Here is a 23112-nt window from a genome sequence, read left to right as displayed (position 1 = left end):
GCACCTCACGGCCGGTAGACCATGCCGGGCCGCGGCTTGGCCGGAGCGAGCAGCTGCGACACCGTGACGATGGTGTATCCGCGCCGCTCCAGCGCGTCGAGGATCCCCGGAACGGCGGGCACGGTCCCCTTGTGCAGGTCGTGCAGCAGGATGATGCCGTCGCGGTGGGTCTGGTCGAGCACCCGCTCGGTGATCAGGGCCGAGTCGGTCGTCTCGTAGTCCTTGGCGGTGACGCTCCACAGCACCTGTGCCAGCCCCAGGCCCTGGCAGACCTTCGCCACCTCGCGACTGGTGCGGCCCTCCGGCGGCCGCATCAGGATCGGCGTGGTGCCGGTGATCCGCTCGATGGCGTTCTGCGTCCTGGCCAGCTCCTCGCGGGCGTCGCTCTCGTCGAGGTCGGTGAGCCGCTTGTGGTTCCAGGTGTGGTTGCCGATCTCGTGGCCCTCGTCGGCGATCCGGCGCAGGATGTCCGGGTACTTGGAGATGTGGCCCTTGCCCTGCACGAAGAACGTGGCGTGCAGTCCTCGCTGTTTCAGGATGTCCAGCAGCTTCGGTGTGGTCGGGCTGGGACCGCCGTCGAAGCTGAGGGCCACGCACTTCGCCTTGCGGCAGTCGACGGAGCCGGTCACCGACCCCGACGCCCCGTCCCGGGCGGCGCGCGGCGAGGTGTGGTCGTAGGTCGTGACCGTGAGGACCAGCGTCAGGGCGACGGCCAGGGCGGCGGCTGTGGCGGCCGTCGCGGCGACGATGACGCGTCGCCGTCCGGGAGAGGCGTTGAAGCGCATGCGGATGCTTCCTTCGGTGTGATGCGGAGGTTGTGGCGCGGCGGCGTGGGTCCGGTGCCGGTGCGCCTCGGAGCGAGGCCGGGGTCAGCGCGCGCGGGTGAGCGACAGGTGCGCGGCGGGGTCGGGCCGGCGCATGTCGAGCGTCAGCCGACGCCTGAGGCGGCGCCCGAGCGGGCGCTCCACCAGGCGGTGGACGAGCAGGGACAGACCCAGCGTGCCGACGACGGAGAGCGCCATGGACGGCAGCGGTCCCAGTGTCGGGAAGGCCTGGATCAGCCCCTTGGCGAGGGGGATTCCCAGGCTCTGGTGGACGAGGTAGAAGGGGTAGGTGAGGGCGCCCGCGGTGACCAGCCAACGCCCGCTGACGCGGGTGAACGGGTCCGTCACCGTCAGGGCCAGCAGGCCGAGGCAGAGCGTGAGGACGAGCGCGCAGACGGCCCAGGAAGGCCGGCCCTCGCCGGCCGGTACGGCCGCGTGCTCGGCGACACGCAGGTCGAGCACGGTGAGCTGGTAGCACCCACGGCGAACTGCGCGGGAGTCCGTCCCCAGCAGCTCACGCAGGTCACGAATCCGCTGATGAGGAAGAAGAATTCGACGCCGAGCCAGCCGTAGCGGCTGATCTCGTGCAGGAACGGGGCGAACGGGCGGAGCTCGGTGGGGCCCCGGAAGCGCGGGGTGGGCGTGCCCAGGAAGTGGTAGGCGGCCACCGTCAGCGCGGCCAGCAGACGGAGTCCGTCCATCGCCGTGAGGCGCGGCCGGTCGGCGTGGGTCACGGGGGACAACATGGTGTCACGGGCGGCCGTGTCAGGACGCTGCGAGGAGCTGCGTACGGCCGGCACGTATCGGGGACCGGCCGTGCGGGCGGGTCTCCCGGTCCGCCACGCACCGCGCGTGCGGGCCGTGATGCCGGTACGGATCCGTGAGGGCGGCGCGGTCGAGGCGTTGGTTCTTCGGCGAGTTGGCGTCTGCGGGCATGACGAAGCGACCTCCGTGCTAGGGGAAGAACGAGGGGAACAGCGGGTGGACTTCTGGGAAGAGGCGGGGCGGGTGACGGGCCTCGGTGCGGCCGCCTCGGTCGGAGGCGGCGGCACGAACGGTGTACAGCGACGGTGTCAGACGCGGCGGCGCAGCAGCAGGACGGTGGCGACCGTGAGCAGGACGGCCAGACCGCCGAGGATCGCGGTGTCGGTCCACTGGAAGGCCCAGTAGTCACCGGCGGGGCTGGCCCGGTAGAAGCGGGCCACGTAGCCGTGTGCCGACATGCACTCCCTGAGCCGGGCTCCCGAGGGGAACGGGCAGGCGAACACGGAGTCGTGGCGGCCGGAGGCGGTGATCAGGCCGTAGTCGCCGGTGGACCACTTCTCGCCCATCGGGGCCTTCGGGGCGATGCCGGCGCTGACGTAGCTGCGCGGGGGCACCAGGATCCGGGACCAGTGCGTCCACTCCAGCAGGAGTGTCGTCACTCCGGTCGCCAGCAGGGTCAGGCCCATCGCCGCCAGGACCCGGCGGGTCAGCAGGCCCAGCAGCGTGCCGGCCGCCAGGCCGAACAGGGCGGCCGCGACGACACGCGGGCCCGAGCCGCTGAGGGCGGTGTTGTCGTACCAGAACAGTCCGTAGCTGCGGTCGGCGGCCGGACGCCACCACCAGGCGAACATTCCCGCCAGCAGCCCGGCGAGGGCGGCCGTGGTGAGCGCGGCGAGCGTGAACCGGGAGGCGAACCACTGGCCGCGGCTCAGGCCCTGGGCGAGGACCAGGCGGTGCGTGCCCAGTTCCCGGTCGCGGCCGAGCAGCGGGGCACCCCAGAAGACGCCGACGAGGACCGGCAGCGCGATGTTCAGCGCTCCGAGGTACTTCAGCGGCTCGATGTCCAGCAGCAGGGGGAGGCCGGTGCCGGACCGGGTGCAGTACAGCGGACCGGTGGCGCAGTGGTCGAACAGCCCGCTGTGCAGGGCGTCGAGCATGCCCGAGCGGGAGTAGGCGGCGATCGCCGCGGTGACCAGCAGGACGGCCGCGCCGACACCCGCCGGCACCCGCTGCTGGCGCCAGGCGAGCCAGAGGGAACCCTTCATGCCGCCGCCTCCGTCCGCGGAGCCGAGGTCGCCGGCTCAGGCTGCTCGTCCGCTTGGAGATAGCCGATCAAGATGTCCTCCAGCCTCGGGTGTGCGGTGTGCCAGTCGCCGCGCACGGGTCCGCCCCGGCGTATCAGCGCGGTCATCTGCCGGCCGGCGGTACGGCTGTGCACGACGGTGTGCCGGCCGGTGAGGGTGTCGTCCTGGCCGGCGGGTCCGGTCAGGACGGTGTGGCTCTCGCGCAGCGCCTCGACGTCCTCGCTCAGCTCGGCGTGGCCGTCGCGCAACGCCAGCACCCAGTCGCAGGTCTCCTCCAGCTCGGGCAGGACGTGCGAGGACAGCACGATGCTGGTGCCGCGCTCGGCGGCCTCGGCCATCAGCTCCGCCATGATCTCCCCACGCGCCACGGGATCGAGGTCGGCGAGCGGTTCGTCGAGGAGCAGAAGGTCGGGCCGCTTGCCGAGGGCCAGGGCGAGTGCGACCCGGGTGCGTCGCCCGGGAGACAGCTCGCCCACGCGGGAGTGCGGCGCGATGCCGCCGTCCCGGACGATCCGCTCGGCGGCCGTCCGGTCCCACGCACGGTTCAGCTTCGCGCCCATCAGCAGGGTGTCCGCCACGGTGAAACGGGGGTAGAGCGGCTTGTCCTGGGTGAGCAGGGCGACCCGGCCGCGGGCCTCGGCCGTACCGGGCTCGGCGCCCAGGACGCGCAGGTCCCCGCGACCGGCCCGCAGCAGGCCGCCGGCCAGGTGCAGCAGGGTGCTCTTGCCGGCGCCGTTGCGTCCGACGAGTGCGGTGATGCGGCCGCGGGGCACGGCGAAGTCGCAGTCCCGCAAGGCCCAGCCGCCTCGCCTTCGGTAGCGGAATCCGAGTCCCGCGGCGCGCAAGGCGTCCGGCGCGTCAGGCCCGGTCATGCGTCCTCCTTCGTCCGTCCCCGGTCCTTTGGGGCGCGGCTGTCGTGTGCGGTGTCATGGGTGTCGAGGGCCGCGGTGACCATGGCGAGGACGTCGGCCCGTTCGAGGCCTTCGGCCCGAGCACGTGCCACCCAGTCGCCCAGCTCCCGGCGCAGCGGCGAGTCGTCCTCCGCGCCCGGCCGGGCCAGCGACCGTGTCACGAAGGTTCCGAGACCGCGACGCAGCTCGACGAGGCCCGCCTGCTCCAGGTCGCGGTAGGCCCGGAGCACGGTGTTGGGGTTGATGGCGGTCGCCGCCACCACCTCCTTGGCGGTGGGCAGCTTGTCTCCGACCTTGAGGAAGCCCATCCGGAGCGCCCGCTCGGTCTGCTCGACGATCTGCACATAGGCCGGTACGCCGCCGCCGCGGTCGATCCGGTAGTCGATCACGTCGCCTTCCTCGGTTCCACCATGCTTGTACTAATGAATTAATGGAAGCATGGTGGAAGTCCGGGCGCGCTGTCAAACGCCTGTGAGCGCGCCGGCACGACGCACGAGGCGGAACCGTTCACACGCTGTGTCACATGGTCGCCCGGTGTCCGGTCTCCATGGTGTCGGACAACAGACAGAGGGCCTGATGCGTGAGATTGTGATCGTCGGCGGCGGCTATGCGGGCTTCTACGCCGCGTGGGGCCTGGAGAAGAGGCTTCGTCCGGAGGAGGCGCGGATCACCGTCGTCGACCCCCGCCCGTACATGACCTACCAGCCGTTCCTGCCCGAGGTGACGGCCGGATCGGTGGAGGCCCGGCACGCCGCCGTCTCCCTGCGGCGCCACCTGCGCCGCACCCGGCTGGTCTCGGGGGCCGTGACCTCGATCCGTCACGCGGACCGGGCGCTGACGGTACGGCCGGTCCAGGGCGCCGAGTACGAGCTGGGCTACGACACCCTCGTCGTCACCGCCGGCGCCGTGACCCGCACCTTCCCGATCCCGGGGCTCGCGCAGCACGCGATCGGCCTGAAGCACGTCGAGGAGGCGGTGGCCATCCGGGACCGCCTGATGACCGCCTTCGACCAGGCGGCGTCCCTGCCGCACGGCGCGGAGCGGCGCAGGCTGCTGACCGTGACGTTCGCGGGCGGCGGGTTCTCCGGTGTCGAGGGCTTCGGGGAACTGCTGTCACTGGCGACGGCGATGCTCACGTCGTATCCCGAACTGAGCCGCGACGAGCTGTCCTTCCACCTGGTCGAGGCACGCGACCGCATCCTGCCCGAGGTCGGCGACGGGCCGGGCGCCTGGGTGGTGCGCGAGCTGGAGCGCCGCGGCGGGCACGTCCACCTCGGCACGCAGATAAGCTCGTTGGCCGACGGCCGCGTGGTGCTCTCCGACGGCGAGGAGTTCGACTCCGCGCTGGTCGTGTGGACCGCGGGCAACGCCTCCAACCCCGTCGTGCACAACCACACCGATCTGCCGGTCGACGAACGCGGTCTGCTCGTGGTCCGGGCGGACCTGCGCGTGGGCACCGAAGGGCAGCCCGTGCCGGAAGCGTGGGCGGCCGGCGACGACGCCGCCGTGCCCGACCTGGCGTCCGCGGTCCCGGGCGCGCGCACCGTGCCGAACGCGCAGCACGCCGTGCGGCAGGGCCGGCGCCTGGCGAAGAACATCGTCGCCGACCTGCGGGGCGGGCGCGTCGCCGACTACCGGCACAGCAGTCTCGGCGTGGTGGCCACCCTGGGGCTCGGCCGAGGGATCTTCCAGTACAAGGGGATCGTCGTCAAGGGATTCCCGGCCTGGCTGATGCACCGCGGCTACCACGTCCTGGCCGTGCCCTCCTGGGAACGCAAGATCCGCGTCCTCGCGGTCTGGCTCACGGCCGCCTTCTTCGGACGCGACCTGGTGTCCCTCGCCTCCGTGCAGCATCCGCGGGACGCGTTCGTCACCAGCGGCGACCCGCGGCGAACCGACGAGCGCCCCGTGAGCGACCGCACGACGGTGTGAGACGTCGGCTAGGAACGACGGGCGCGGTAGAGGCCGCGCCCGGTCCGCTGGATGCGGGAGGCGCCGACCAGACGGTCGAGTGTGCTGCGGACCCCGTTGATGGTTCCGCTGTCGGTGTCACGGCCGAGGGCCGCGGCCACGTCACGGGCGCGTACGTCGGTGTCGCCGGCCGAGGCGAAGAAGTCCATGATCTGCTCGGTCAGGCGGCCGTACTTCTGCTGCCCGTCCGAGTCGTCCTCCTCCGGAGCGGCGGAACCGGTGTCCTCGGGCTCGGCCTGAGGTTTGCGGGGAGCGGGCGCGGGGACGGCCGCGGCCTCCGGGACGCTGACGTCCGTCTCGCCGACGGCGGGCTGAGGAACCGGCACCTGCTCGGTGGCGGCCGGGGTGCGCATCAGGGTCTCGAACGCACCGAGAGCCTGGCGCACCGAGCCGAGATGCGCCACGACCGCCGCCAGTTCCCTCTCCAGCGCCTGCTTCTGGAGCTGCAGACGGGCCAGGTCCTCCTGGAGGCGTTCGGCGGTGGCCTCGACATCGTGCATCGAGCGGGTTGCAGAGCCCATGCGTTCCTCTCATCCTCTGTCCGCTGCGGCCCCATCCCGCCGACGGCGTGCCGGGCCGGGCCGACGCGGACGTGGGTACCGCACCCACATGATAGGCACCACTTTCGTGCGCGGGAATCCGTGTCACACCTTTTGGTCGTTTCCGATCGGCGGGGCGACGTGCACGGACATCACGGCGCGGACGGCCTCGATGACGTCCGAACCGGCCTGCGACGCTTCCTCGACCGGACGCCGGCGACCGGCTGACCCGGCGAAGTCGCCGGGGCGCCCCGCACGATCAGGGGCGCGTGGGTGCGCCGTCGCGCAGCGGGGCGATCATCGGCCGGGAGGCGGCTGCGGGCTCGACGGCCGGCAGCGGCGCGGCGTCACTCCTGCGGCCCCCGTTGGCGACGACGACGGCCGCGCACGGCAGCAGGACGCCGAGCACCAACGCGACGATGGCGACGTGCCGTTCGACGTTCCACAAGGTGGCCGCCAGGATCACCGAGAGCGTGCGCACGGACATGGAGGCGATTTAGCGGCGCTGACGGCCGCGCACGTCCTCGTGAAGTCCCTGGCTCGCCGTGGTGATGCGGAAGACCTGGACACCGCCGCGTTTCGTGATCACGTTCCACCGCCCGTCCGCCCGGACACCGTGCGGTGCCGGGCGCCCTCGGAAGTCGTCGTACATGCATGAGAACAGTCGTACGTCCATAAGGACAGGTGAGGCCCGGCATCTGTGACAGCGTTCCGTGGCACCTCGCCTCAGCGGCCGTCGGGCGGCGACAGCGCTCGCAGACGGGTGTGGCTCGCGGAGCCCGGTGCGGCCGTATAGACGACGAGCCGTTGGGACCGGTCGGGGTCGAGGAGCGTCTGGCAGTCGAGTTCCAGGAGGCCGACCCGCGGATGCACGAAACGCTCCGAGGCACAGCCGGGACCCGGCAGGAGGTGCTCCCGCCACAGGGCGGCGAACTCGACGCTCTCCCGGTGCAGCGCGTCGACCAGGTGCGCCGTGGGCGAGTCGGCTCCGTCCTGGGTGAGGGCGGCCCGGAGATCGGCGGTCATCAGGCGGCTCAGCACGGCGTGGTCGCTCGCGGGACGGACGAGCCGGGAGGCCGGATCGGTGAACCAGCGGTAGTGCACGCTGCGCGCCCGGCCGGTGTGGGCGGTCTCGTCGCCGAGGAGCGCGACGGCGGGGCGGGTCTGCACGAGGGTTTCCCCGAGATGGTTCACCACCTGGGCGGGAGTGTCCGCGAGGCGGTCGAGGATGCTCAGCATCCCCGCCCCGACCCGGTCGTCACACCGCTCCCGCCGGGGCACGGGGTGGCCGGCGGTGCGGAACAGGTGATCCCGCTCCTCCGGCGACAGGCGCAGGCCCCGGGCCAGCGCCGCGAGCACCTGCTCGGAGGGGCGCGGGCCCCGTGGCTGTTCGAGACGGCGGTAGTAGTCGGCGGACACGTCGCACAGCGCCGCCACCTCCTCCCGGCGCAGGCCGCCGGTACGCCTGCGGCGTCCGCGGGGCAGCCCGACGTCCTCGGGCTGAAGGGCCTCCCGGCGCGTCCGCAGAAACGCGGCCAGCGCCGCACGGTCCGCCATCCCGTCCTCCTCCTCCGCTTCCGTCTCCACCACCCGACCCCAAGGTCCACCGGGCCGTTATTCCACGCCCTCGACCGGGCCCGCCAGGGTGCCGCCGACGCGGCCGCGCGGACCGTACGGCGTTCAGCCGCTCAGCGACGCCGCGTACGGCAGGAGCTTGTCCGGGTTCATCACCCACATGAGCCGGTCGACGCCGTCCACGGAGACGTCGACGGAGAGCAGGGCCACCGGCTCCTCGCCGGACGACACCAGCACCGCCGGGCGGCTGTTCGCCTCCACCCAGCGGATCTCCATGTCCGCCCAGAAGCGCGGCGCGAAGGCGACGAGGTACCGCGAGACGTGCGGCCGTCCGACGACGGGGATCCTGGACGCCCCGCGGATGCCGCCGCCGTCCGAGTAGCTGACGACGTCCGCGGTCAGCACGTCCTCCAGCACCTTCAGATCCCCGGTCCGCGCGGCGGACAGCAGCACTTCGAGGAACCGCCGATGGGCTTCCGGGCTGACCTGCTCCCTGCGTTCGGCGGCCAGGTGCCTGCGCCCGCGGCTCACCAGCTGGCGGGCGTTGGCCTCACTGGTCTCCAGCATGTCGGCGATCCGCGCGTACGGGTAGTCGAACGCCTGCCTCAGCACGTAGGCGGCGCGCTCCACCGGGTTCAGCTTCTCCATCAGCAGCAGGACGGCCATCTCCACGGCCTCGTCCCGCTCGGCACCGAGCTGGGGGTCGTTGCGGGTGTCGACGGGCTCGGGGAGCCAGGGCCCGATGTAGGACTCCCGCCGCACCCTGGCCGACTGGGCCACGTTGATCGCCAGGCGGGTGGTGGTCGTGGCCAGGAAGGCGGCCGGTTCCTTCACCTTCGAACGGTCGGTGTTCTGCCACCGCAGCCAGGTCTCCTGGACCACGTCCTCGGCCTCCGCCGCGCTCCCCAGCACACGGTAGGCGATGCCGAAGAGCCGCGACCGGACCGCGAGGAAGTCCCTCGTCGCTTGATCGAGGGCCTCGGATCCGGCGTCGCCGTGCATGAAACGTCCCCTCTGACCTGGTCACCGACCATGCTAGCAGCGTGTCCCCAGCACGCTGCTCGAAAGGTGTGACCGCTCGGAGGCCCGCCTTCACGACGTGACACACGCTGTCATTCGCGGGCGCCCGACGTGTCGGAGGGTGCGGAACGGCCGGCGTCAGGGAAGCCGGCCGCGCGGGTCCGACGGGGAAGCGGTGCCGGGATCGGCCGGGCCGCGCAGCCGCTCCAGACGTTCGCTCGCCGCCCGGATGTCGGCATCGAGCATCCCGATCGCCTCCCCGAGCAGCACGGCGTGCGCTTCGAGAGCGGCGGCCTCGGCTGCCAGGGAGAGCCTGATGTCTGAGTCCAGGTACATGGCGGGCGTCCTTGCTCGGCGGATCGTTCACGGCCGTGCCCGGCCGTCACCCACCCTGACCGTGCTGTCGGCGCGCCTGTGACAGGCCGGCCGCGTCCAGAACGCGTCGCCTCCATGTCACACCTGGCCGCTTTGGTCGGTCAGATGAGGGACAACAGTCAGCGAACACGCCCGGGCGGTACCACCACGGACGACTCGTGACGAACCCGTGCAGAGCGTGCGCGCCGCGAAGGCGTCGGCGCGGCGGCTCGCGGGCGCGGAGCACCGGGCGTGGCGGAGAAAAGGAACGGTGAACAGATGGGCGACGACAGCGCCCCGGCCGCCGCCGGACAGGACCGCACCGGGGAGCGGCTCGCCGCATGGGCCGACAGCCGCCTGGGCTCCGGCGGTGTGGCCCGCCGCCTGCGGCACGCGGTGTTTCCGGACCACTGGTCGCTGATGCTCGGGCTGATCGTGCTCGACAGCTTCGTGGTCCTCGTGATCACGGGCGTCTGGCTGAGCCTGTGGTTCCACCCGTCCTCGCAACAGGTCATCTATCACGGCAGTTACGCGCCGTTGCGGGGCCTGCCCGTGTCGGAGGCGTACGCCTCGACACTGCGCGTCTCCTTCGAGGTCCGCGGTGGTCTGCTCGTCCGGCAGGCGCACCACTGGGCGGCGCTGATCTTCCTCGCGTCGCTGCTGGTCCACCTGCTGCGGATCTTCTTCACGGGCGCGTTCCGCAGACCGCGGGAGATCGGCTGGGTGGCCGGCTTCCTGCTGCTCGTCCTCGGCATGTTCGCGGGCCTGACCGGCTACGACCTGCCGGGCGACCTGCTGTCGGGCACCGGCCTCCAGGTCGTCAACGGCACGATCCTCGCCCTGCCGGTCGTCGGCACCTACCTGTCGTTCCTCCTCTTCGGCGGCGAGTTCCCCGGGAGCGACCTGATCGCCCGCTTCAACACCCTGCACACCGTGATCCTGCCCGGAGCGATGGTCGCCCTGATCGCGCTCTGCGTCGTCCTGACGGTCCGTCACAGGCAGTCCTCGTACCCGGGTTCCGGCCGCGCGGACACCCGGGTGCCCGGTCTGCCGCCGCGTGTGACCGCTGCCAAGGCGACCGCCTTCTCCTTCCTGGTCGTCGGCGTGATCGCCCTCCTGGCCGGCATCGCGCAGATCAATCCCGTCTGGCACTACGGCCCCTTCCGGCCGGACCAGGTCTCCAGCGGCTCCCAGCCCGACTGGTACATGGGCGTCGCCGACGGACTGCTGCGGGTGATGCCCGGCTGGGAGGTCGACCTCTGGGGCCACACCCTGGCGCTGGACGTCCTCCTGCCGCTGCTGGGCGGGGTGTTGATGTTCCTCGCACTCGGCGCCTACCCGTTCGTGGAGGCGTGGGTCACCGGTGACGACGGTGAGCAGAACCTGCTGGACCGCCCGCGGAACCGTCCCGTGCGCACCGCCCTGGGCTCGGCCTGGATCAGCGTCTACGTCATGGCGCTCATCGGCGCCGCCAACGACGTGATCGCCACCCACCTGCACCTCTCCGTGAACGCCGTCACCTGGACGGTGCGCATCGGCCTGTTCGCCGCCCCGGCCGTCGTCTTCACCGTCGCCAAGCGCTGGGCCCTCGGCCTGCAGCGACGGGACCGCGACGAGGTCCTGCACGGCCGCGAGACCGGCACCATCGAGCGCCTCCCGCACGGCGAGTACGTCGAAGTCCACGAGCCGCTCGACCGCGCCCGACTGCACGAGTTGACGGCACACGTCCAGTACCGGCCCCTGGAGATACCGCCGCGGCCCACGGGCAGCGCCGCCACACGCCGCGCACAGCGCCTGCGAGCGGGCCTCAGCCGCGCCCTCTACGGCCCCGGCACACAGATACCCAAGCCCACCCGCCAGGAGTACGAGGACGCCGGGCGCCACCACACCTGAGCGACGGGCGTCGGGCGGGGTTGCGGGGAGGGCGGAGGACACAGACGAAGCCGCCCTCACGGCCGACGTTGTGCTCCTGGCAGTCGGGGCATCGCCGGAACACCACCTCGTGGGTGAAGCCGGAAGGGTGCCAAAGGCCCACCGCTTCGGGAGCACGGGCGACCTCCGCCCAGGAGGAGACGTCCGGGCAGTAGCCGGTGGACCGGTCGCTGACCTCGCTCACGGTCCACCGGTCCGCTGCGTGCGTGAAGCTGGTCTCGCCGGCGCTCAGGACCATGTCTCCGCCGGCACAGGCGACGTGCTCGCTTCGCCGCGGCGCCAGCCGAAGCACTCCGTCCATGCCGACCACGAACGTCAATGGTTCGGCCGACTCCGCCGTAGGCCGCTCCGCGAACCAGCCGTCGAATTCGGGCGCCGAGCCGATCCGGCGCCCTCGTCGTCGGGCCGGACCCCGGCCCTCAGCTCGGCCGGTCCGACGTACCCATGGCCCCGCCCGCGCACCCGCACGTCGGCCACCCTGGAGCACTACCGACGCACGGCCTGCTCCTCCGGACCTGCCGGGGCCGCCTTGATGCCCTGGGTCAGGCCGGTGGACTGGCCCACCTCGATCAAGTAGCCGTCGGGATCGCGGAGATAGCAGCGCAGCTCGGAGGCCCGGTCGACGGGTTCGGTGAGGAACCGGGCGCCTTTGGCGACGGCGTGGGCGTAGAACGCGGCCATGTCGGCGACGCGCACGTTGAGGAAGGCGGACACCCGCTCGCGGTCCTGCGGTACTTCCAGGGTGACGCCGGGCTTGTCGGGGGTCGGTCCGCCGCCGGGATTCATGATGATCCAGCTGTTGGCGATCCGCACGATCGCCGGATTCTCGTCCATCACCACCTCGCCGCCGAACACGTCGGCGTAGAACCGCCGGGAGACGGCGACGTCCCGCACGGTGAGGAAGTGTGAGAGGAGAAGGCCGTGTTCAGGCGCCGGAAGCCCGCCGTGAGATGCCATGGTGCGTCGTCCCTTCGTTGCCGGGAGGTCGGGAGAGCGGACTGCGGCGCGCACCTCGCGCATCGCTCGCGGGCAGCTTCGCCGCGCTCGCCACTGTGCGGACACAGACCGCGTACGCGAACACAGACCGCCTGGCGGTCGGCGCTGTGACAGCGCGGTTCGGGGACGGCCGGAGCACCTGACGCCGTCACAGTTCCGCCGCCCGTCCGGTCAGTGCAGGGGCGGGCCGATGGTGCCCAAGGCCACGGTCGCCTGCGTGCACGTCCGCACGCTTCTCCCGCGCACGTGGCCGGCCGCCGCACGCCACCGAGGCCCGTTCCCCCGTTCCGACTCCTGCGAGGTACCCCATGGCAACCGAAAGCATTTTGCACCCGAGCCTGATCGTCCCGGTCGGTCACGTCGAGCCCGTCCCGCGCCGCGTCCGGGGTGTCGTCGACGGCCGGGTCGTCTTCGACAGCCGCCGCGCGCTGTACGTGTGGGAGTGGCGTGCCTACCCGCAGTTCAGCATCCCGGTCGAGGACCTGGTCGACGGAACGCTCGTCGACGACCATCACACCGAGCACCACGGCGCGGGTCACGCGCATCGTCACACGCTGCGGGTCGGCCCCGAAGTCCGCGAGGGCGCGGCATGGGTGTGGGGCACCGACGCCCCGACCTCTCTGCAGGGAACCGTCCGGTTCGAATGGGGCGCGCTGGACACCTGGTTCGAGGAGGACGAGCCGGTCTTCGTGCATCCCAGGAGCCCCTACTCCCGCGTGGACGCCCTGCGTTCGTCGAGCAGCGTCCGCGTGGAACTGGACGGAGTCGTCCTGGCGGACGCCCCCAACTGCGTGAAGCTGTTCGAGACGGGCCTGCCGACGCGCTACTACGTCGAGCGCGTGTACGTCGACTGGACCAGGCTGCGGCGGTCGGCCACCGTCACCCAGTGCCCCTACAAGGGAACGACGAGCGGATACTGGTCCTTCGACGGCGCGGGCGGCGCCCACGAGGACATCGCCTGGGGCTACGACTTCCCGACCATCCACGCCAACCGCGTGGCCGGCCTCGTCGCCTTCTACAACGAACACGTCGACCTGTACGTGGACGGAGTCCCCCTGCCGCGGCCCGCCGACCCCTTCCGCGAAGCGGTTCCACCGGTTTCCCGCTAGGGCCTGTCTGACAGTTCCCGTCTGCCGAGACGCCGACGCGCAGGTCGGCGGCGATGTCGGGAAGCAGGCCGGCGAGGCCGAACTCGGTGGTGCCCATCAGGAACGTGCCGGCGGCGAGCACCCCCAGACCGGGGCTGGTCTGGCGGGCACCCCTGCCCTGGAAGGACGGAGGACGGAGGACGGTGCGGGTCAGGGCTTTTGGGGAGGGCCTTGATGGCGCCGCGCTCGTCCATCGCCCGGTAGCCCTGGGCGATACGGCCGATGCCGGCGACGTCAGCCGGCTCGTCGCTCCGTGGGAGAGCCGGCGTCCTGGGTGGCGGCCCAGGAGGCGAGCAGACGCAGGCGCTCTTCGGAGGGTGAACCGGGTGCGGCGGTGTAGATGGTGAGGCTGAGGCCGGGTTCGGCGGTCATCTCCAGGCCCTCGTAGGCGAGGGTGAGGTCGCCGACGGCGTGGTGGTGGAAGCGTTTGGTGCCGGTGCCGGTGCCGGTGCCGTGGTGGCGGACGTTGTGGGCGCCCCACCGGGTGCGGAAGTCGTCGCTGCGGGTGGACAGCTCGCCGACGAGATCGTGGAGGTCCTTGTCATGGGGGTTGCGGCCGGCTTCGGTGCGCAGGATGGCGACGGCGATGTCGGCGGCCTGGTCCCAGTCGGGGTAGAAGCGGCGGGAGGCGAGGTCGAGGAACTGGAAGCGGGCCAGGTTGGCCTGGTTGCCGGGCGTGGCGTAGACGTCGGCGTAGAAGGCCCGAGCCAGCTGGTTGGCAGCGAAGATGTCCATGCGGCCGTTGCGGACGAACGCGGGTCCGGCGGTGACGGCGTCCAGCACCCCCTGCAGGCTGTGGTGCGGCGACCAGGGCCGGGTGGTGGGCCGCCGACGCCGCCGAGGTCGAGCCAGGCTCCACAGCCGTGGTCGTCGGCGACGGCGCGGTCGGCCTGTGCGGCGTGATCGCGGCGACGGAGATGGGCGCGGAGCGCATCATCGTCATGAGCCGGCACGAGACACGGCAGAAGCTCGCCCGGGAGTTCGGCGCCACCGACATCGTCACCGAGCGCGGCGACGAGGGTGTGGCCCGAATCAAGGAGATGACCGGCGGAATCGACGCCGACAGCGTGCTGGAGTGCGTCGGGACCGCCCAGGCCATGGAGCAGGCCCTGCGCTCCGCGCGCCCCGGCGGCAGCGTCGGCTTCGTCGGCGTCCCCCACGAGGTGGCCGTCGACGGGCAGGAGCTGTTCTTCTCCCACGTCGGACTGCGCGGCGGCCCCGCCCCCGTACGCCGCTACCTGCCCGACCTCATCGACCGCGTCCTGACCGGAGCGATCGACCCGGGCCAGGTCTTCGACCTCACCCTGCCCCTGGAGCAGGTCGCCGAGGGCTACAGGGCCATGGACGAGCGCCGCGCCATCAAGTCACTCCTCAAGCCCTGAGCGCACCCACCCCGTTCCCTCCATCCCCCCCGCACAAGAAGCAAGGAGCAAGCAACCGTGCACATCACCCGCAGCTCGATCGGCACCGTCAAAGGCCCCGCCGACTGGTGCGGCGGCGACGTCTACATCGACGCCGTCGCCGCCGCACCGGCCACCGGCTGATACTGCCGTCGAAACGACAGGACCGGCTCGGGCTCAGGTGGGAACGGCGAGGATTGTGTGCGGGGGCAGGGTGCGCCGGACCAGCGCGTGGACGCGGGTGAGGCGGTCGTCGTTGCGCAGGGCGTAGCCGTGCAGGGCTGCGGAGGGGACAGGTCCGGCCGCCCCGCGACGCCTGCTTCGAGCCCCATGAGGACGTTCCCACGCACCGCGCGGCAGGACGCCTGGCCGGCGACGTGAACATGCCGTATCCGCCTGGCAGACCCGCCGTACTCCCCGGCGAACGCCTCACCCAACCGGTCTTGCGCCACCTGACCAGCGGTGTCGCGACAGGCAAGCACGTGCCCGACGCGGCCGCCACCCAGCTGAACACTATTCGGATGGTCGCCCATGAATGACCGTGGATGGTGAGCCCTCCCTTCACCAATTCTACGCTAAATGTCCTGTTAAACTAGGATAATTGGCGCGCTCAGGGGCACTCAGTAGGCAGAAAACGTGATCCTGCATTGGCGAGGAGTAGTCATGGCTGAGCAGAAGTCGTCCTCGGCCGTCAGCGAGCCCCTGCGCAACGCGGCCTCGGCAGTGCGCCGGGTTCCCGGCGTCGGGGCCGTGAGCAAGGCCGCCGAGGGGACACTGGACAAGATCGGAGCCGTGTCGCCCCGGAGCCGCCGGCTGGCTGTGTACGCCGGAGCCGGGGTGCTGGGCGTGGCCGGTGTGGTGGAGTGGCCGGTCGCGCTCACTGGTGCGGCGGTTGCCTGGCTGACTCAGCCCCGGCCCGGACCGAGCGCTGAGGGCTTGCACCCGCAGGCTGACGAAGAGGCGGCGGAGGGCTCGGGCCAGGGCACCCACGGCGCCGAGGGCGACGCGGTGGCGACCGGGCAGCAGGGTCCGAGTGCTCCGGGGCCGGTAAGGGAGGACGAGATGCCCGCCGGTACGGGGGCACGGTCCGGTGGGCCGACGCCACCGCCGGTCGAACCGGTCGAACCGGTCGAACCGGTCGAACGAGTCGAACCGATCGCACCCGGCACCGGCCCGGACGCGGCACCGGCTGAAAAGCTCGTGGAACACACGGGACCGGTCGCGCAGCCCGCGGCGCCGGCCGCCCCGCCCACTGATCCGCTCGCACCGCCTGCCGCCCCGGCAGCACCTCCCACGGACAAAGCGACGTCTCCTACGGATGAGGTGACGCCTCCCGCGGACGAAGGGGCGTCGCCCGCTGACCCGACCGCACCGCCCACGGGCTGACGTGAGCGGGGGCTGACAGGCGATGGCGCTCGGGTTGCCGACCTTGCCGTCCGTCGCCGCACGGACCCTGTCCGCGGCGCCGCGGCTGCTGGCCAGGACCGTGATGCCGGGGGTGGGCGCCGTCGCGGGTGCGGCGGCCGGAGCCGCGCAGGCCGGCGTCAGGAGCATGGACGCGGCCACACGAATGACACGGGCCGCGCGCAACGCGCTGCTCGGGTCCGAACAGCAGTGGCGGTCCGGCGCCCGGGCACACCTGGCGCTGCGGGCGCCGGACGGGGAGCAGGCCCGGACCGCGGGTGGCCTGCACCGGCTCGCCGGGCATGTCGCCACGGCACTGGCCGAGCATCCGGACGTCCTGTACGCCTACTGGGACCAGGGGCTCGGCCGTCTGGTGGTAGCCGTGGCCGAAAAGGCGGTCGCCGACGAGGTCATGGCGCACGCGGCCGACCTGGCCGCCCGGCACGGTCTCGTCGCGGACGGTGACGACGCCGACGAGGTCACGCATCCGGCCGACCCGGCGGGCATCCGGGCGGCGCTGGCCACGCTCACGGCCGACCTGGTCGGTACCGGCATCGGTGTCGCCGCGTACGCCCTGCGGCTGCCGCCGTCGCCCCGTGCGGTGACCGCGGTCGTGACGGTGCTGCGGGAGAATCCGCGCTTCCGTGGCCTGCTCCGCGCGCATCTGGGCGCCGACGCCATGGACCTCGTGCTGACCTGCGCGAACGCCGCCGCGCACGGCGCGGGCCAGACGCCCGCCGCGCTGCTGCTCGACGGGGCGCTGCGAGGCTGCCAGCTCGCGGACACGACGGCGCGGGCGGCCGCCTTCGAGTTCTTCCACGACGAACTGTGCCGCCCGGACAGGCCGAGCGTCGGCGACGGCGGCCATCCACGTCCGGACCTGCGCACCACCCCGGCCCAGGACTACGCCACGCACACCTTCGCCGGCAGTGTGCTGGGTGCGGCAGCCACCCTGCTGGTCAAGCACGACATCGCCGAGGCGGCGGAGGCGGTCCTCGCGGGCTCACCGAAGGCCGCCCGTTACGGGCCCACCGCCTTCGAGGCGGTGCTCGGCGCCGTACTGGCCCGGTCGGGGATGCTCTTCCGCGATCCGGTGCGGCTGCGGGAACTGGAGCTGGCCGGCACGATCGTCCTGCATCCGAGCGCGGTGTGCACCGAGGACGGGGAGACCGATCCCTGGACGGAGCCGGTGCTGGACGCAGCCCGACGCGCCGGACTGCGGGTCGTACTCGTGGACGACCCCGCGCTGGAGGACTTCACCGCCCTGGCCGACCAGGTGGTGGACGCCCGGCGGCCGCTGGACGACGTGGTGTGCTCCCTGCCCGAGGACTCCGGCGCGGTGATCACGGTGGCCCGGCTGTGGTCCGACAAGGGCCACGGAGTGCTGGCCGGGCTGCTCGCCGGCGACATCGCGCTCGCGCTCACCGACGCCGACAGCGCGGTCGTCTGGAGCGCCGACGCCCTCGCCCTGCACGGGCTGCCCGACATATGGCGGCTGCTGACCGCGATACCGGCCGCGCGCAGGGTGGGCCGGCGCTCGCAGACCCTGGCCCGGTCGGGTGCCGCGCTCTCCGGGCTGCTGGTGGCCGTCGGCGAGGCGAGGAGCGGGCGCGGCCGACTGGCCGCGCTGCCAGGGCTGCGGCACGCGCCGGTGGACGGCGCCGCCGCGACCTCGCTGCTGGCGGGGACCATCGCGGCCCTGCGCGTGGCGAGCGCCGAGGTCCCGCACCCCAGGGCCCGGGTGCACTGGCACGAACTCGGCCCGCGGGAAACCCTGCAGCGGTTGGAGAAGGAGCGGGAGACGGAACCGCCCGAGGAGCGGCAGCGGGTGGCCGAGCCGTCCGGGAACCCGCTGCTGGTGCCGGTGCGGTGGACTCGGCGGATCGCCGGAGCCGTGCGAAGCGAGCTGGACGACCCGCTGACCCCGGTGCTGGCCGTGGGTTCGGCGGCGTCCGCGATCGTCGGCTCGGCCGTGGACGCTCTGATGGTGGTCGGCGCTCTCGACCTGAACGCGATGATCGGCGCAATCCAGCGGCTCAGAGCCGAACAGGCCGTGTCCGGGCTGCTCGCCGAGCAGAAACGGCAGGCCCGGGTGGCCGACTCACCCGACGAGACGGACACGCACATCGTGGACGCCGTCCGTCTGGCCCCGGGCGATGTGATCGATCTGCACACCGACGACGTGGTGCCGGCGGATGCCCGGGTACTGGCGGAGGACGGCCTGGAGGTCGACGAGTCCGCGCTGACCGGGGAGTCGGTGCCGACGGAGAAACACACCGCCGCGACCCCCCACGCCCCGGTCGCCGACCGGCACTCCATGGTTTTCGAAGGCACGACGGTGGCAGCCGGCCACGCCCGCGCCGTCGTGGTCGACACCGGCGAGCGCACCGAGGCCGCCCGCGCGGTCCACCTGGCAGCGCGCACGCCCCCAGCCGCAGGAGTACAGGCTCGGTTGCACGAACTCACCGCCCGGGCGCTGCCGTTGACCCTCGGCGGCGGCGCCGCGGTCACCGGCCTGGCCCTGCTGCGCGGGACACCGATCCGGGAGGCGGTCGGCGGGGGCGTCGCCCTCGCCGTGGCCGCCGTACCGGAAGGGCTGCCGCTGGTGGCGACGGTGGCCCAGCTGGCCGCCGCCCGGCGGCTCAGCCGGGGCGGCGTCCTGGTCCGGGCACCCCGCGCGCTGGAGGCGCTCGGCCGGATGGACACCATCTGCTTCGACAAGACCGGAACACTCACCGAGAACGCCCTGCATCTGGTGAAGGTGACCGACACCGAAGGGCACAGCCACCAGGCGCAGGACGCGGGGGCGGCGGACATCCTGCGGGTGGCGGCCCGGGCCTGCCCCCAGATCGGTGACGGCGACAGCCCGCCGGAACACGCCACCGACGCGGCGGTCCTGGACGTGGCCGGACCCGACCCCGCATGGCAGGAGTCGCAGGCGCTCGCGTTCGAGGCGGCCCGCGGCTATGCCGCCGCCGTCGGCCGATCCGGCGACGGACCGCCCCTGCTGGTGGTGAAGGGGGCGCCGGAAACCGTGCTGCCCGCATGCACCGGCCTCCCCGAACACGCCTCCCGAACGGCACAGGCACTGGCCGCCGGGGGACTGCGCGTCCTGGCCGTCGCCCAGCACCGCCTCGGCGACGCCGAGACGGCCTCGGGTGTCCTTGAAGCGTCCCTGGAGCAGCTGGAGTTCGTCGGTCTGCTCGGTCTCACGGACACCCCTCGCGAGACTTCCACGGCCCTGATACGCAGCCTGTACGAGGAAGGCATACGACCGGTGATGCTCACCGGCGACCATCCGCAGACCGCCCGCTTCATCGCCGCCGAGCTGGGCTGGCCCGCGGACACGGTCGTGGTGACCGGCGACGACCTCGCGGCCGCCGACCGGGCGGGCAGAGCCAGGATGCTCCGTGACGCGGGTGTGGTGGCGCGTGTGGCACCGGAGCAGAAACTGCAGGTCGTCGAGGCGCTGCGGGATGCGGGACGGGTGGTCGGCATGGTCGGCGACGGCGCCAACGACGCGGCCGCGATCCGTGCCGCCGACATCGGCGTGGGCATCAACGCCCGGGGCTCCGCCGCCGCCCGTAACGCCGCCGACCTCGTCCTTACCGACGACGACCTGACGGTACTGATCGACGCCGTGTGCGAGGGCAGGTCGCTGTGGCACAGCGTCGCGGACGCCATCGCCATCCTCATCGGCGGCAACGCGGGCGAGATCGGCTTCGGGCTGCTCGGCACGCTGCTGGCCGGCCGGGCCCCGCTGTCCACCCGCCAGATGCTGCTGGTCAACCTCTTCACCGACCTGTTCCCGGCGATGGCGGTGGCGGTCACCCCTCAGGGGACGCCAGCGCAGCCGGACTCGGGAGCGCCGTCGGCCGTGCTGGGAGCGCCGCTGCTCCGGCAGATCCGCCACCGTGCGATGACGACCAGTGCGGGCGCGCTCATGGCCTGGCTCATCGGCCGTGCCACGCCGGGAACAGCGCGTCGATCCAGCACGATGGCGCTGGTCGCGGTGGTCGGCACCCAGCTCATCCAGACCCTGCTCGACCGCCGTGACAGCGCGTTGGTTCGTGTTGCCTCCCTCGGCTCGGCCGCGGTCCTGCTCGCGCTCATCGAGACACCGGGAGCCAGCCGCTTCTTCGGCTGCACCCCGTTGGGCCCGGTTGCCCTGACCGCGGTGACCGCGTCGATCGCCCTGGTGGTGTGGGGCCAGCGCGCCCTGCCCTTCCTGGAGAAGACCGTCGCTGACCTGATGCCGTCGTCGTGAGATTCCGGCATCGGCGCCACGATCCCCGAGCGCCGCGGCCAGGAGGCCACCCACCGACGCCGGGGGCGCCTCGGCGGCAGGCCGCCAGCCCTCGACAAGGAGATCCACCGCGACCGCAACGTGGCCGAGCGCTGCTTTGCCCGGCTGAAGCAGTCCCTTCATCAGTGTGTATGCTGAACACAACGTCGACAACATCGTGTTCGACACGGTCCTCGTGATGATGTGACAACGTTCGCACCAGCCCGGCACCCGGGCTCGTGCGGTGCGCCGGGGGCCGTCCTTTCCCCCGAGGACGGCACCCGGCGCCGCCTTCGATGAGCCGCCGTGCCCGCGAGGTCCCGACCGGTCGGCCGAAGTGACGCGCAGCCCGAAACACAATGTGCGGGACTCCCTGGCGTGCGCCGTGAATTCCGTGCACACTTTGTGAAGGGGGCAGGCCGCAGGCGCGCGGGGCGCACGACCGGGAGGCCGCCGAAGGAACGCCCGGCTCGATGCTGTGGGTGTGGAGGCGCGCGCATGGATTCCGTCGACGATGTGATGTCGATCGCGGAGATGGTGGAAGAACGGCGGCATCTGACGGCAGTCGCGTACCGGATGCTCGGCAGCAGGGCCGGGGCCGGCAGCGTGGTCGACGAGGTGTACCGACGCTGGTACGGCCTGTCCGCGCGCGAGCGGGCCCGCATCGTGCGGCCGCTCTCCTGGCTGGTCACGAGCACGGGCCAGATCTGTCTGGCACGCCTCGCGGGACCAGTGAACCCCCTCGACGCCGTCGTCCCGGTCCGAGCGGACGAGGCCCACGCCCGACACCGGCTCCTCGGTACGACACCGGCCGCGCACTCCGCCGCCCCCGGCCGGCCGGAGCAGGAGTGCGGTGGGCCCGGTGACCGCGCACGTCACAGCCTGCGAGCCCGACGCGCACACCCCACGGCGCCGCAGGAGCACGACGCGGTGAGCGGCGCGCTGCGGGACGCCTGCGCAGCACAGACACCCGAGGCCCTGGTGGCGCTGCTCGCTCCGGACGTGAGCGTCTCCTTCGACGGCGGAGGCAAGGTCCGGACCCGGGTCCGCAGCGTCCACGGCAGCCGACAGGTCGCCCGGAGCCTGCTGACCCTGCTGGCCCCGCAGCCCCTGACCACCCTGGACACCGGCTCCGTGAACGGTCGTACCGGCCTCGTCGCCCACTACGACCGTGAGATAGCCGCGGTCCTCACCCTGGACGTCGCCGCGCCCTACGTCGTCCAGGTCTGGGTCACCTTGAATCCCGACAAGCTCCGCTCCTGGAGCTGACGGCACGACTGTCACACATCCGCGGTCCGCTCGGTCTTCATGGCAGTGCCTGGTCGGGGCAACTGGCCTCTTCGCAGGCCGAGTTCCCCGCACGGGCCATCCAGCGTCCGGGACGTACCACCGTGTGACCCACGGCCTCGCGCCCCAGCACGACCGTCCCTTGCCGACGAAAGGCACCCTCCATGCCCGCCATCCTGATCCACGGCGTACCGGACACCCACCACGTGTGGGACGACGTCCGCCGAAGCCTCACGCGGACCGACGTGGAAGCCTGGGACCTCCCCGGTTTCGCGGCGCCGCGGCCGGACGGATTCGCCTCCACCAAAGAGGAGTACGTCGACTGGCTCATCGACCGGCTGGAGCGGATCGGCGAGCCGGTCGACCTGGTCGGACACGACTGGGGCTGCATCTTCACCGCCCGTGTCGCGTCCCTGCGTCCCGATCTCGTCCGGACCTGGGCCGGCGGCAACGGCCCGATCAGCGCGGAGTACGTCTGGCATCCGCTGGCCCGGACATGGCAGGACCAGGCCGCCGGAGACCGCTTCATGGAGCAGCTGGACGCGGACTCCTTCGCCGCCGATCTGATGCGCGGTTTCGACGTTCCCGCCCGAGCCACCGAGGAGATGGTCGGTCGTGTCGACGACGTGATGAAGGACAGCGTTCTCAGGCTGTACCGGTCCGCCATGACGATGGGGGAGGAGTGGGAACCGGGGCTGGCGGACGTCAAGGCCCCGTGTCTCGTGTTCTGGGGCGCACGCGACCCCGCCTGCCAGTTGGAGTTCGGCGAACGGCTCGGCGAGTCCCTGCGCGCGACGCGGGTCGCGCGGCTCGACTGCAACCACTGGACGGTGCTCGAACGGCCGGCGGAGGTCGCCGCGCTCCTGGAAGCGCACTGGGCGGCCCACCGTGACGCCTGAGGCCGTCGGCCTGCTCGGACTCTCCGCGAAAGCGATGGCGACCATGGACATGAAACTGGAAGTCGTGGTCCTCCCCGTCTCCGACGTCGACCGGGCCAAGGCGTTCTACGAGGCGCTGGGGTTTTGCCTGGACGCCGACCACGTCACCGACGACACCTATCGCGTGGTGCACATGACCCCTCCCGGTTCGCCGTGCTCGGTTCTCTTCGGCGTAGGAGTCACCCTGGCCCCTCCCGGCTCGGCACAGGGCCTGCACCTCGTCGTCTCCGACATCGAGGAGGCGCATCGGGAACTCACCGCACGCGGCGTGGCGGTGGGCGGCATCTTCCACGACACGAGCGAGATCTTCCACCGCTGCACGGACGAACGGCAGGTCGGCGGCCCGGACCCGCAACGCCGCCGCTACCGCTCGTACGCGGCGTTCGCCGATCCGGACGGCAACGGATGGGTGCTCCAGGAGGCTCCGGCCTGAGAAGGTGCGCGCACCGCGAGGACAGG

At 72.3% G+C, this 23112-nt stretch carries 18 protein-coding genes and 5 pseudogenes; 10 read left to right on the top strand and 13 right to left on the bottom strand.

Annotated elements, in window-relative coordinates; all coding sequences use genetic code 11:
• Positions 1–5 precede the first annotated feature (5 nt).
• The 5 genes from ACIRQ9_RS08465 to ACIRQ9_RS08445 all read right to left on the bottom strand — a co-directional run bounded on the left by ACIRQ9_RS08465 (position 6) and on the right by ACIRQ9_RS08445 (position 4193).
• Complete coding sequence (locus ACIRQ9_RS08465; RefSeq protein ID WP_404168487.1) at positions 6–785, bottom strand: polysaccharide deacetylase family protein; 780 nt, start codon at positions 783–785, stop codon at positions 6–8.
• Between the two features lie 84 nt (positions 786–869).
• Entirely contained in the window at positions 870–1286 is a 417-nt protein-coding gene (locus ACIRQ9_RS08460) for a hypothetical protein (protein WP_404168485.1), read from the bottom strand.
• Positions 1287–1897: 611 nt separating this feature from the next.
• A complete protein-coding gene (locus ACIRQ9_RS08455; RefSeq protein WP_404168483.1) occupies positions 1898–2854 on the bottom strand; it encodes a transporter in 957 nt (318 codons plus the stop codon).
• Complete coding sequence (locus ACIRQ9_RS08450) at positions 2851–3765, bottom strand: ATP-binding cassette domain-containing protein (protein ID WP_404168481.1); 915 nt, start codon at positions 3763–3765, stop codon at positions 2851–2853. The genes ACIRQ9_RS08455 and ACIRQ9_RS08450 overlap by 4 nt, the downstream gene beginning before the upstream one ends.
• Positions 3762–4193 (bottom strand): GntR family transcriptional regulator, encoded by a 432-nt coding sequence (locus tag ACIRQ9_RS08445; protein ID WP_404168479.1) that lies wholly within the window; start codon positions 4191–4193, stop codon positions 3762–3764. The genes ACIRQ9_RS08450 and ACIRQ9_RS08445 overlap by 4 nt, the downstream gene beginning before the upstream one ends.
• A gap of 187 nt (positions 4194–4380) precedes the next feature.
• On the opposite strand from ACIRQ9_RS08445, the gene ACIRQ9_RS08440 reads away from it, so the two are divergent.
• Entirely contained in the window at positions 4381–5736 is a 1356-nt protein-coding gene (locus ACIRQ9_RS08440; protein WP_404168477.1) for an NAD(P)/FAD-dependent oxidoreductase, read from the top strand.
• Between the two features lie 8 nt (positions 5737–5744).
• Here the strand turns inward: ACIRQ9_RS08440 and ACIRQ9_RS08435 are convergent, their stop codons facing one another.
• The 5 genes and pseudogenes from ACIRQ9_RS08435 to ACIRQ9_RS08415 all read right to left on the bottom strand — a co-directional run bounded on the left by ACIRQ9_RS08435 (position 5745) and on the right by ACIRQ9_RS08415 (position 9245).
• A complete protein-coding gene (locus ACIRQ9_RS08435; protein ID WP_404168475.1) occupies positions 5745–6296 on the bottom strand; it encodes a hypothetical protein in 552 nt (183 codons plus the stop codon).
• Positions 6297–6573: 277 nt separating this feature from the next.
• Positions 6574–6900: pseudogene (locus ACIRQ9_RS08430) on the bottom strand (DUF3099 domain-containing protein).
• 140 nt (positions 6901–7040) lie between these two features.
• Positions 7041–7871 (bottom strand): helix-turn-helix transcriptional regulator, encoded by an 831-nt coding sequence (locus tag ACIRQ9_RS08425; protein WP_404168473.1) that lies wholly within the window; start codon positions 7869–7871, stop codon positions 7041–7043.
• A 123-nt stretch (positions 7872–7994) separates the two neighbouring features.
• The gene (locus ACIRQ9_RS08420; protein WP_404168471.1) at positions 7995–8891 is read right to left on the bottom strand and encodes an RNA polymerase sigma-70 factor; all 897 of its coding nucleotides are present in this window, start codon (positions 8889–8891) and stop codon (positions 7995–7997) included.
• 156 nt (positions 8892–9047) lie between these two features.
• A complete protein-coding gene (locus ACIRQ9_RS08415; RefSeq protein WP_404168469.1) occupies positions 9048–9245 on the bottom strand; it encodes a hypothetical protein in 198 nt (65 codons plus the stop codon).
• A gap of 297 nt (positions 9246–9542) precedes the next feature.
• Here ACIRQ9_RS08415 and ACIRQ9_RS08410 point away from each other — a divergent pair, with 297 nt between their 5' ends.
• Positions 9543–11156, top strand: coding sequence for a cytochrome bc complex cytochrome b subunit (locus ACIRQ9_RS08410; protein WP_404168467.1), 1614 nt, complete (start codon positions 9543–9545; stop codon positions 11154–11156).
• Here the strand turns inward: ACIRQ9_RS08410 and ACIRQ9_RS08405 are convergent.
• Both ACIRQ9_RS08405 and ACIRQ9_RS08400 read right to left on the bottom strand, forming a co-directional pair.
• Positions 11071–11618, bottom strand: a pseudogene (locus tag ACIRQ9_RS08405) (hypothetical protein). The gene ACIRQ9_RS08410 and the pseudogene ACIRQ9_RS08405 sit on opposite strands and share 86 nt — an antisense overlap.
• Before the next feature lie 63 nt (positions 11619–11681).
• Positions 11682–12152: a VOC family protein gene (locus ACIRQ9_RS08400; RefSeq protein WP_404168465.1), complete on the bottom strand. Its 471-nt coding sequence runs from the start codon at positions 12150–12152 to the stop codon at positions 11682–11684.
• Positions 12153–12499: 347 nt separating this feature from the next.
• On the opposite strand from ACIRQ9_RS08400, the gene ACIRQ9_RS08395 reads away from it, so the two are divergent.
• Complete coding sequence (locus tag ACIRQ9_RS08395; protein ID WP_404168463.1) at positions 12500–13300, top strand: DUF427 domain-containing protein; 801 nt, start codon at positions 12500–12502, stop codon at positions 13298–13300.
• Between the two features lie 273 nt (positions 13301–13573).
• Here the strand turns inward: ACIRQ9_RS08395 and ACIRQ9_RS08390 are convergent.
• Positions 13574–14194 (bottom strand): annotated as a pseudogene (locus tag ACIRQ9_RS08390) (transcriptional regulator); the annotation flags it as partial.
• Here ACIRQ9_RS08390 and ACIRQ9_RS08385 point away from each other — a divergent pair.
• The 7 genes and pseudogenes from ACIRQ9_RS08385 to ACIRQ9_RS08355 all read left to right on the top strand — a co-directional run.
• Positions 14155–14721, top strand: a pseudogene (locus ACIRQ9_RS08385) (zinc-binding dehydrogenase); the annotation flags it as partial. The pseudogenes ACIRQ9_RS08390 and ACIRQ9_RS08385 sit on opposite strands and share 40 nt — an antisense overlap.
• 299 nt (positions 14722–15020) lie before the next feature.
• Positions 15021–15278, top strand: coding sequence for a hypothetical protein (locus ACIRQ9_RS08380; protein WP_404168988.1), 258 nt, complete (start codon positions 15021–15023; stop codon positions 15276–15278).
• An 869-nt stretch (positions 15279–16147) separates the two neighbouring features.
• The gene (locus tag ACIRQ9_RS08375; protein ID WP_404168461.1) at positions 16148–20410 is read left to right on the top strand and encodes an HAD-IC family P-type ATPase; all 4263 of its coding nucleotides are present in this window, start codon (positions 16148–16150) and stop codon (positions 20408–20410) included.
• Between the two features lie 6 nt (positions 20411–20416).
• Positions 20417–20563, top strand: a pseudogene (locus ACIRQ9_RS08370) (IS5/IS1182 family transposase); the annotation flags it as partial.
• 363 nt (positions 20564–20926) lie between these two features.
• Positions 20927–21697: an RNA polymerase subunit sigma gene (locus ACIRQ9_RS08365; protein WP_404168459.1), complete on the top strand. Its 771-nt coding sequence runs from the start codon at positions 20927–20929 to the stop codon at positions 21695–21697.
• Positions 21698–21879: 182 nt separating this feature from the next.
• Positions 21880–22614, top strand: coding sequence for an alpha/beta fold hydrolase (locus tag ACIRQ9_RS08360; protein ID WP_404168457.1), 735 nt, complete (start codon positions 21880–21882; stop codon positions 22612–22614).
• Positions 22615–22657: 43 nt separating this feature from the next.
• Positions 22658–23086: a VOC family protein gene (locus ACIRQ9_RS08355; protein ID WP_404168985.1), complete on the top strand. Its 429-nt coding sequence runs from the start codon at positions 22658–22660 to the stop codon at positions 23084–23086.
• Positions 23087–23112 lie beyond the last annotated feature (26 nt).

It is taken from the genome of Streptomyces sp. NPDC101237 (assembly GCF_044767465.1).
In the GTDB taxonomy this organism is placed as follows: Bacteria; Actinomycetota; Actinomycetes; order Streptomycetales; family Streptomycetaceae; genus Streptomyces; species Streptomyces gramineus.
This window is presented reverse-complemented; position numbering and strand designations above follow the sequence as displayed.

Excerpts from the sequence above, each read along its gene's own strand:
- ACIRQ9_RS08400 (WP_404168465.1), bottom strand. The coding sequence starts at position 12,152 with ATGGCATCTCACGGCGGGCTTCCGGCGCCTGAACACGGCCTTCTCCTC.
- ACIRQ9_RS08375 (WP_404168461.1), top strand. The coding sequence starts at position 16,148 with ATGGCGCTCGGGTTGCCGACCTTGCCGTCCGTCGCCGCACGGACCCTG.
- ACIRQ9_RS08425 (WP_404168473.1), bottom strand. The coding sequence starts at position 7,871 with ATGGCGGACCGTGCGGCGCTGGCCGCGTTTCTGCGGACGCGCCGGGAG.
- ACIRQ9_RS08365 (WP_404168459.1), top strand. The coding sequence starts at position 20,927 with ATGGATTCCGTCGACGATGTGATGTCGATCGCGGAGATGGTGGAAGAA.
- ACIRQ9_RS08465 (WP_404168487.1), bottom strand. The coding sequence starts at position 785 with ATGCGCTTCAACGCCTCTCCCGGACGGCGACGCGTCATCGTCGCCGCG.
- ACIRQ9_RS08450 (WP_404168481.1), bottom strand. The coding sequence starts at position 3,765 with ATGACCGGGCCTGACGCGCCGGACGCCTTGCGCGCCGCGGGACTCGGA.
- ACIRQ9_RS08355 (WP_404168985.1), top strand. The coding sequence starts at position 22,658 with ATGGACATGAAACTGGAAGTCGTGGTCCTCCCCGTCTCCGACGTCGAC.
- ACIRQ9_RS08420 (WP_404168471.1), bottom strand. The coding sequence starts at position 8,891 with ATGCACGGCGACGCCGGATCCGAGGCCCTCGATCAAGCGACGAGGGAC.
- ACIRQ9_RS08360 (WP_404168457.1), top strand. The coding sequence starts at position 21,880 with ATGCCCGCCATCCTGATCCACGGCGTACCGGACACCCACCACGTGTGG.
- ACIRQ9_RS08415 (WP_404168469.1), bottom strand. The coding sequence starts at position 9,245 with ATGTACCTGGACTCAGACATCAGGCTCTCCCTGGCAGCCGAGGCCGCC.
- ACIRQ9_RS08410 (WP_404168467.1), top strand. The coding sequence starts at position 9,543 with ATGGGCGACGACAGCGCCCCGGCCGCCGCCGGACAGGACCGCACCGGG.
- ACIRQ9_RS08455 (WP_404168483.1), bottom strand. The coding sequence starts at position 2,854 with ATGAAGGGTTCCCTCTGGCTCGCCTGGCGCCAGCAGCGGGTGCCGGCG.
- ACIRQ9_RS08440 (WP_404168477.1), top strand. The coding sequence starts at position 4,381 with ATGCGTGAGATTGTGATCGTCGGCGGCGGCTATGCGGGCTTCTACGCC.
- ACIRQ9_RS08395 (WP_404168463.1), top strand. The coding sequence starts at position 12,500 with ATGGCAACCGAAAGCATTTTGCACCCGAGCCTGATCGTCCCGGTCGGT.
- ACIRQ9_RS08435 (WP_404168475.1), bottom strand. The coding sequence starts at position 6,296 with ATGGGCTCTGCAACCCGCTCGATGCACGATGTCGAGGCCACCGCCGAA.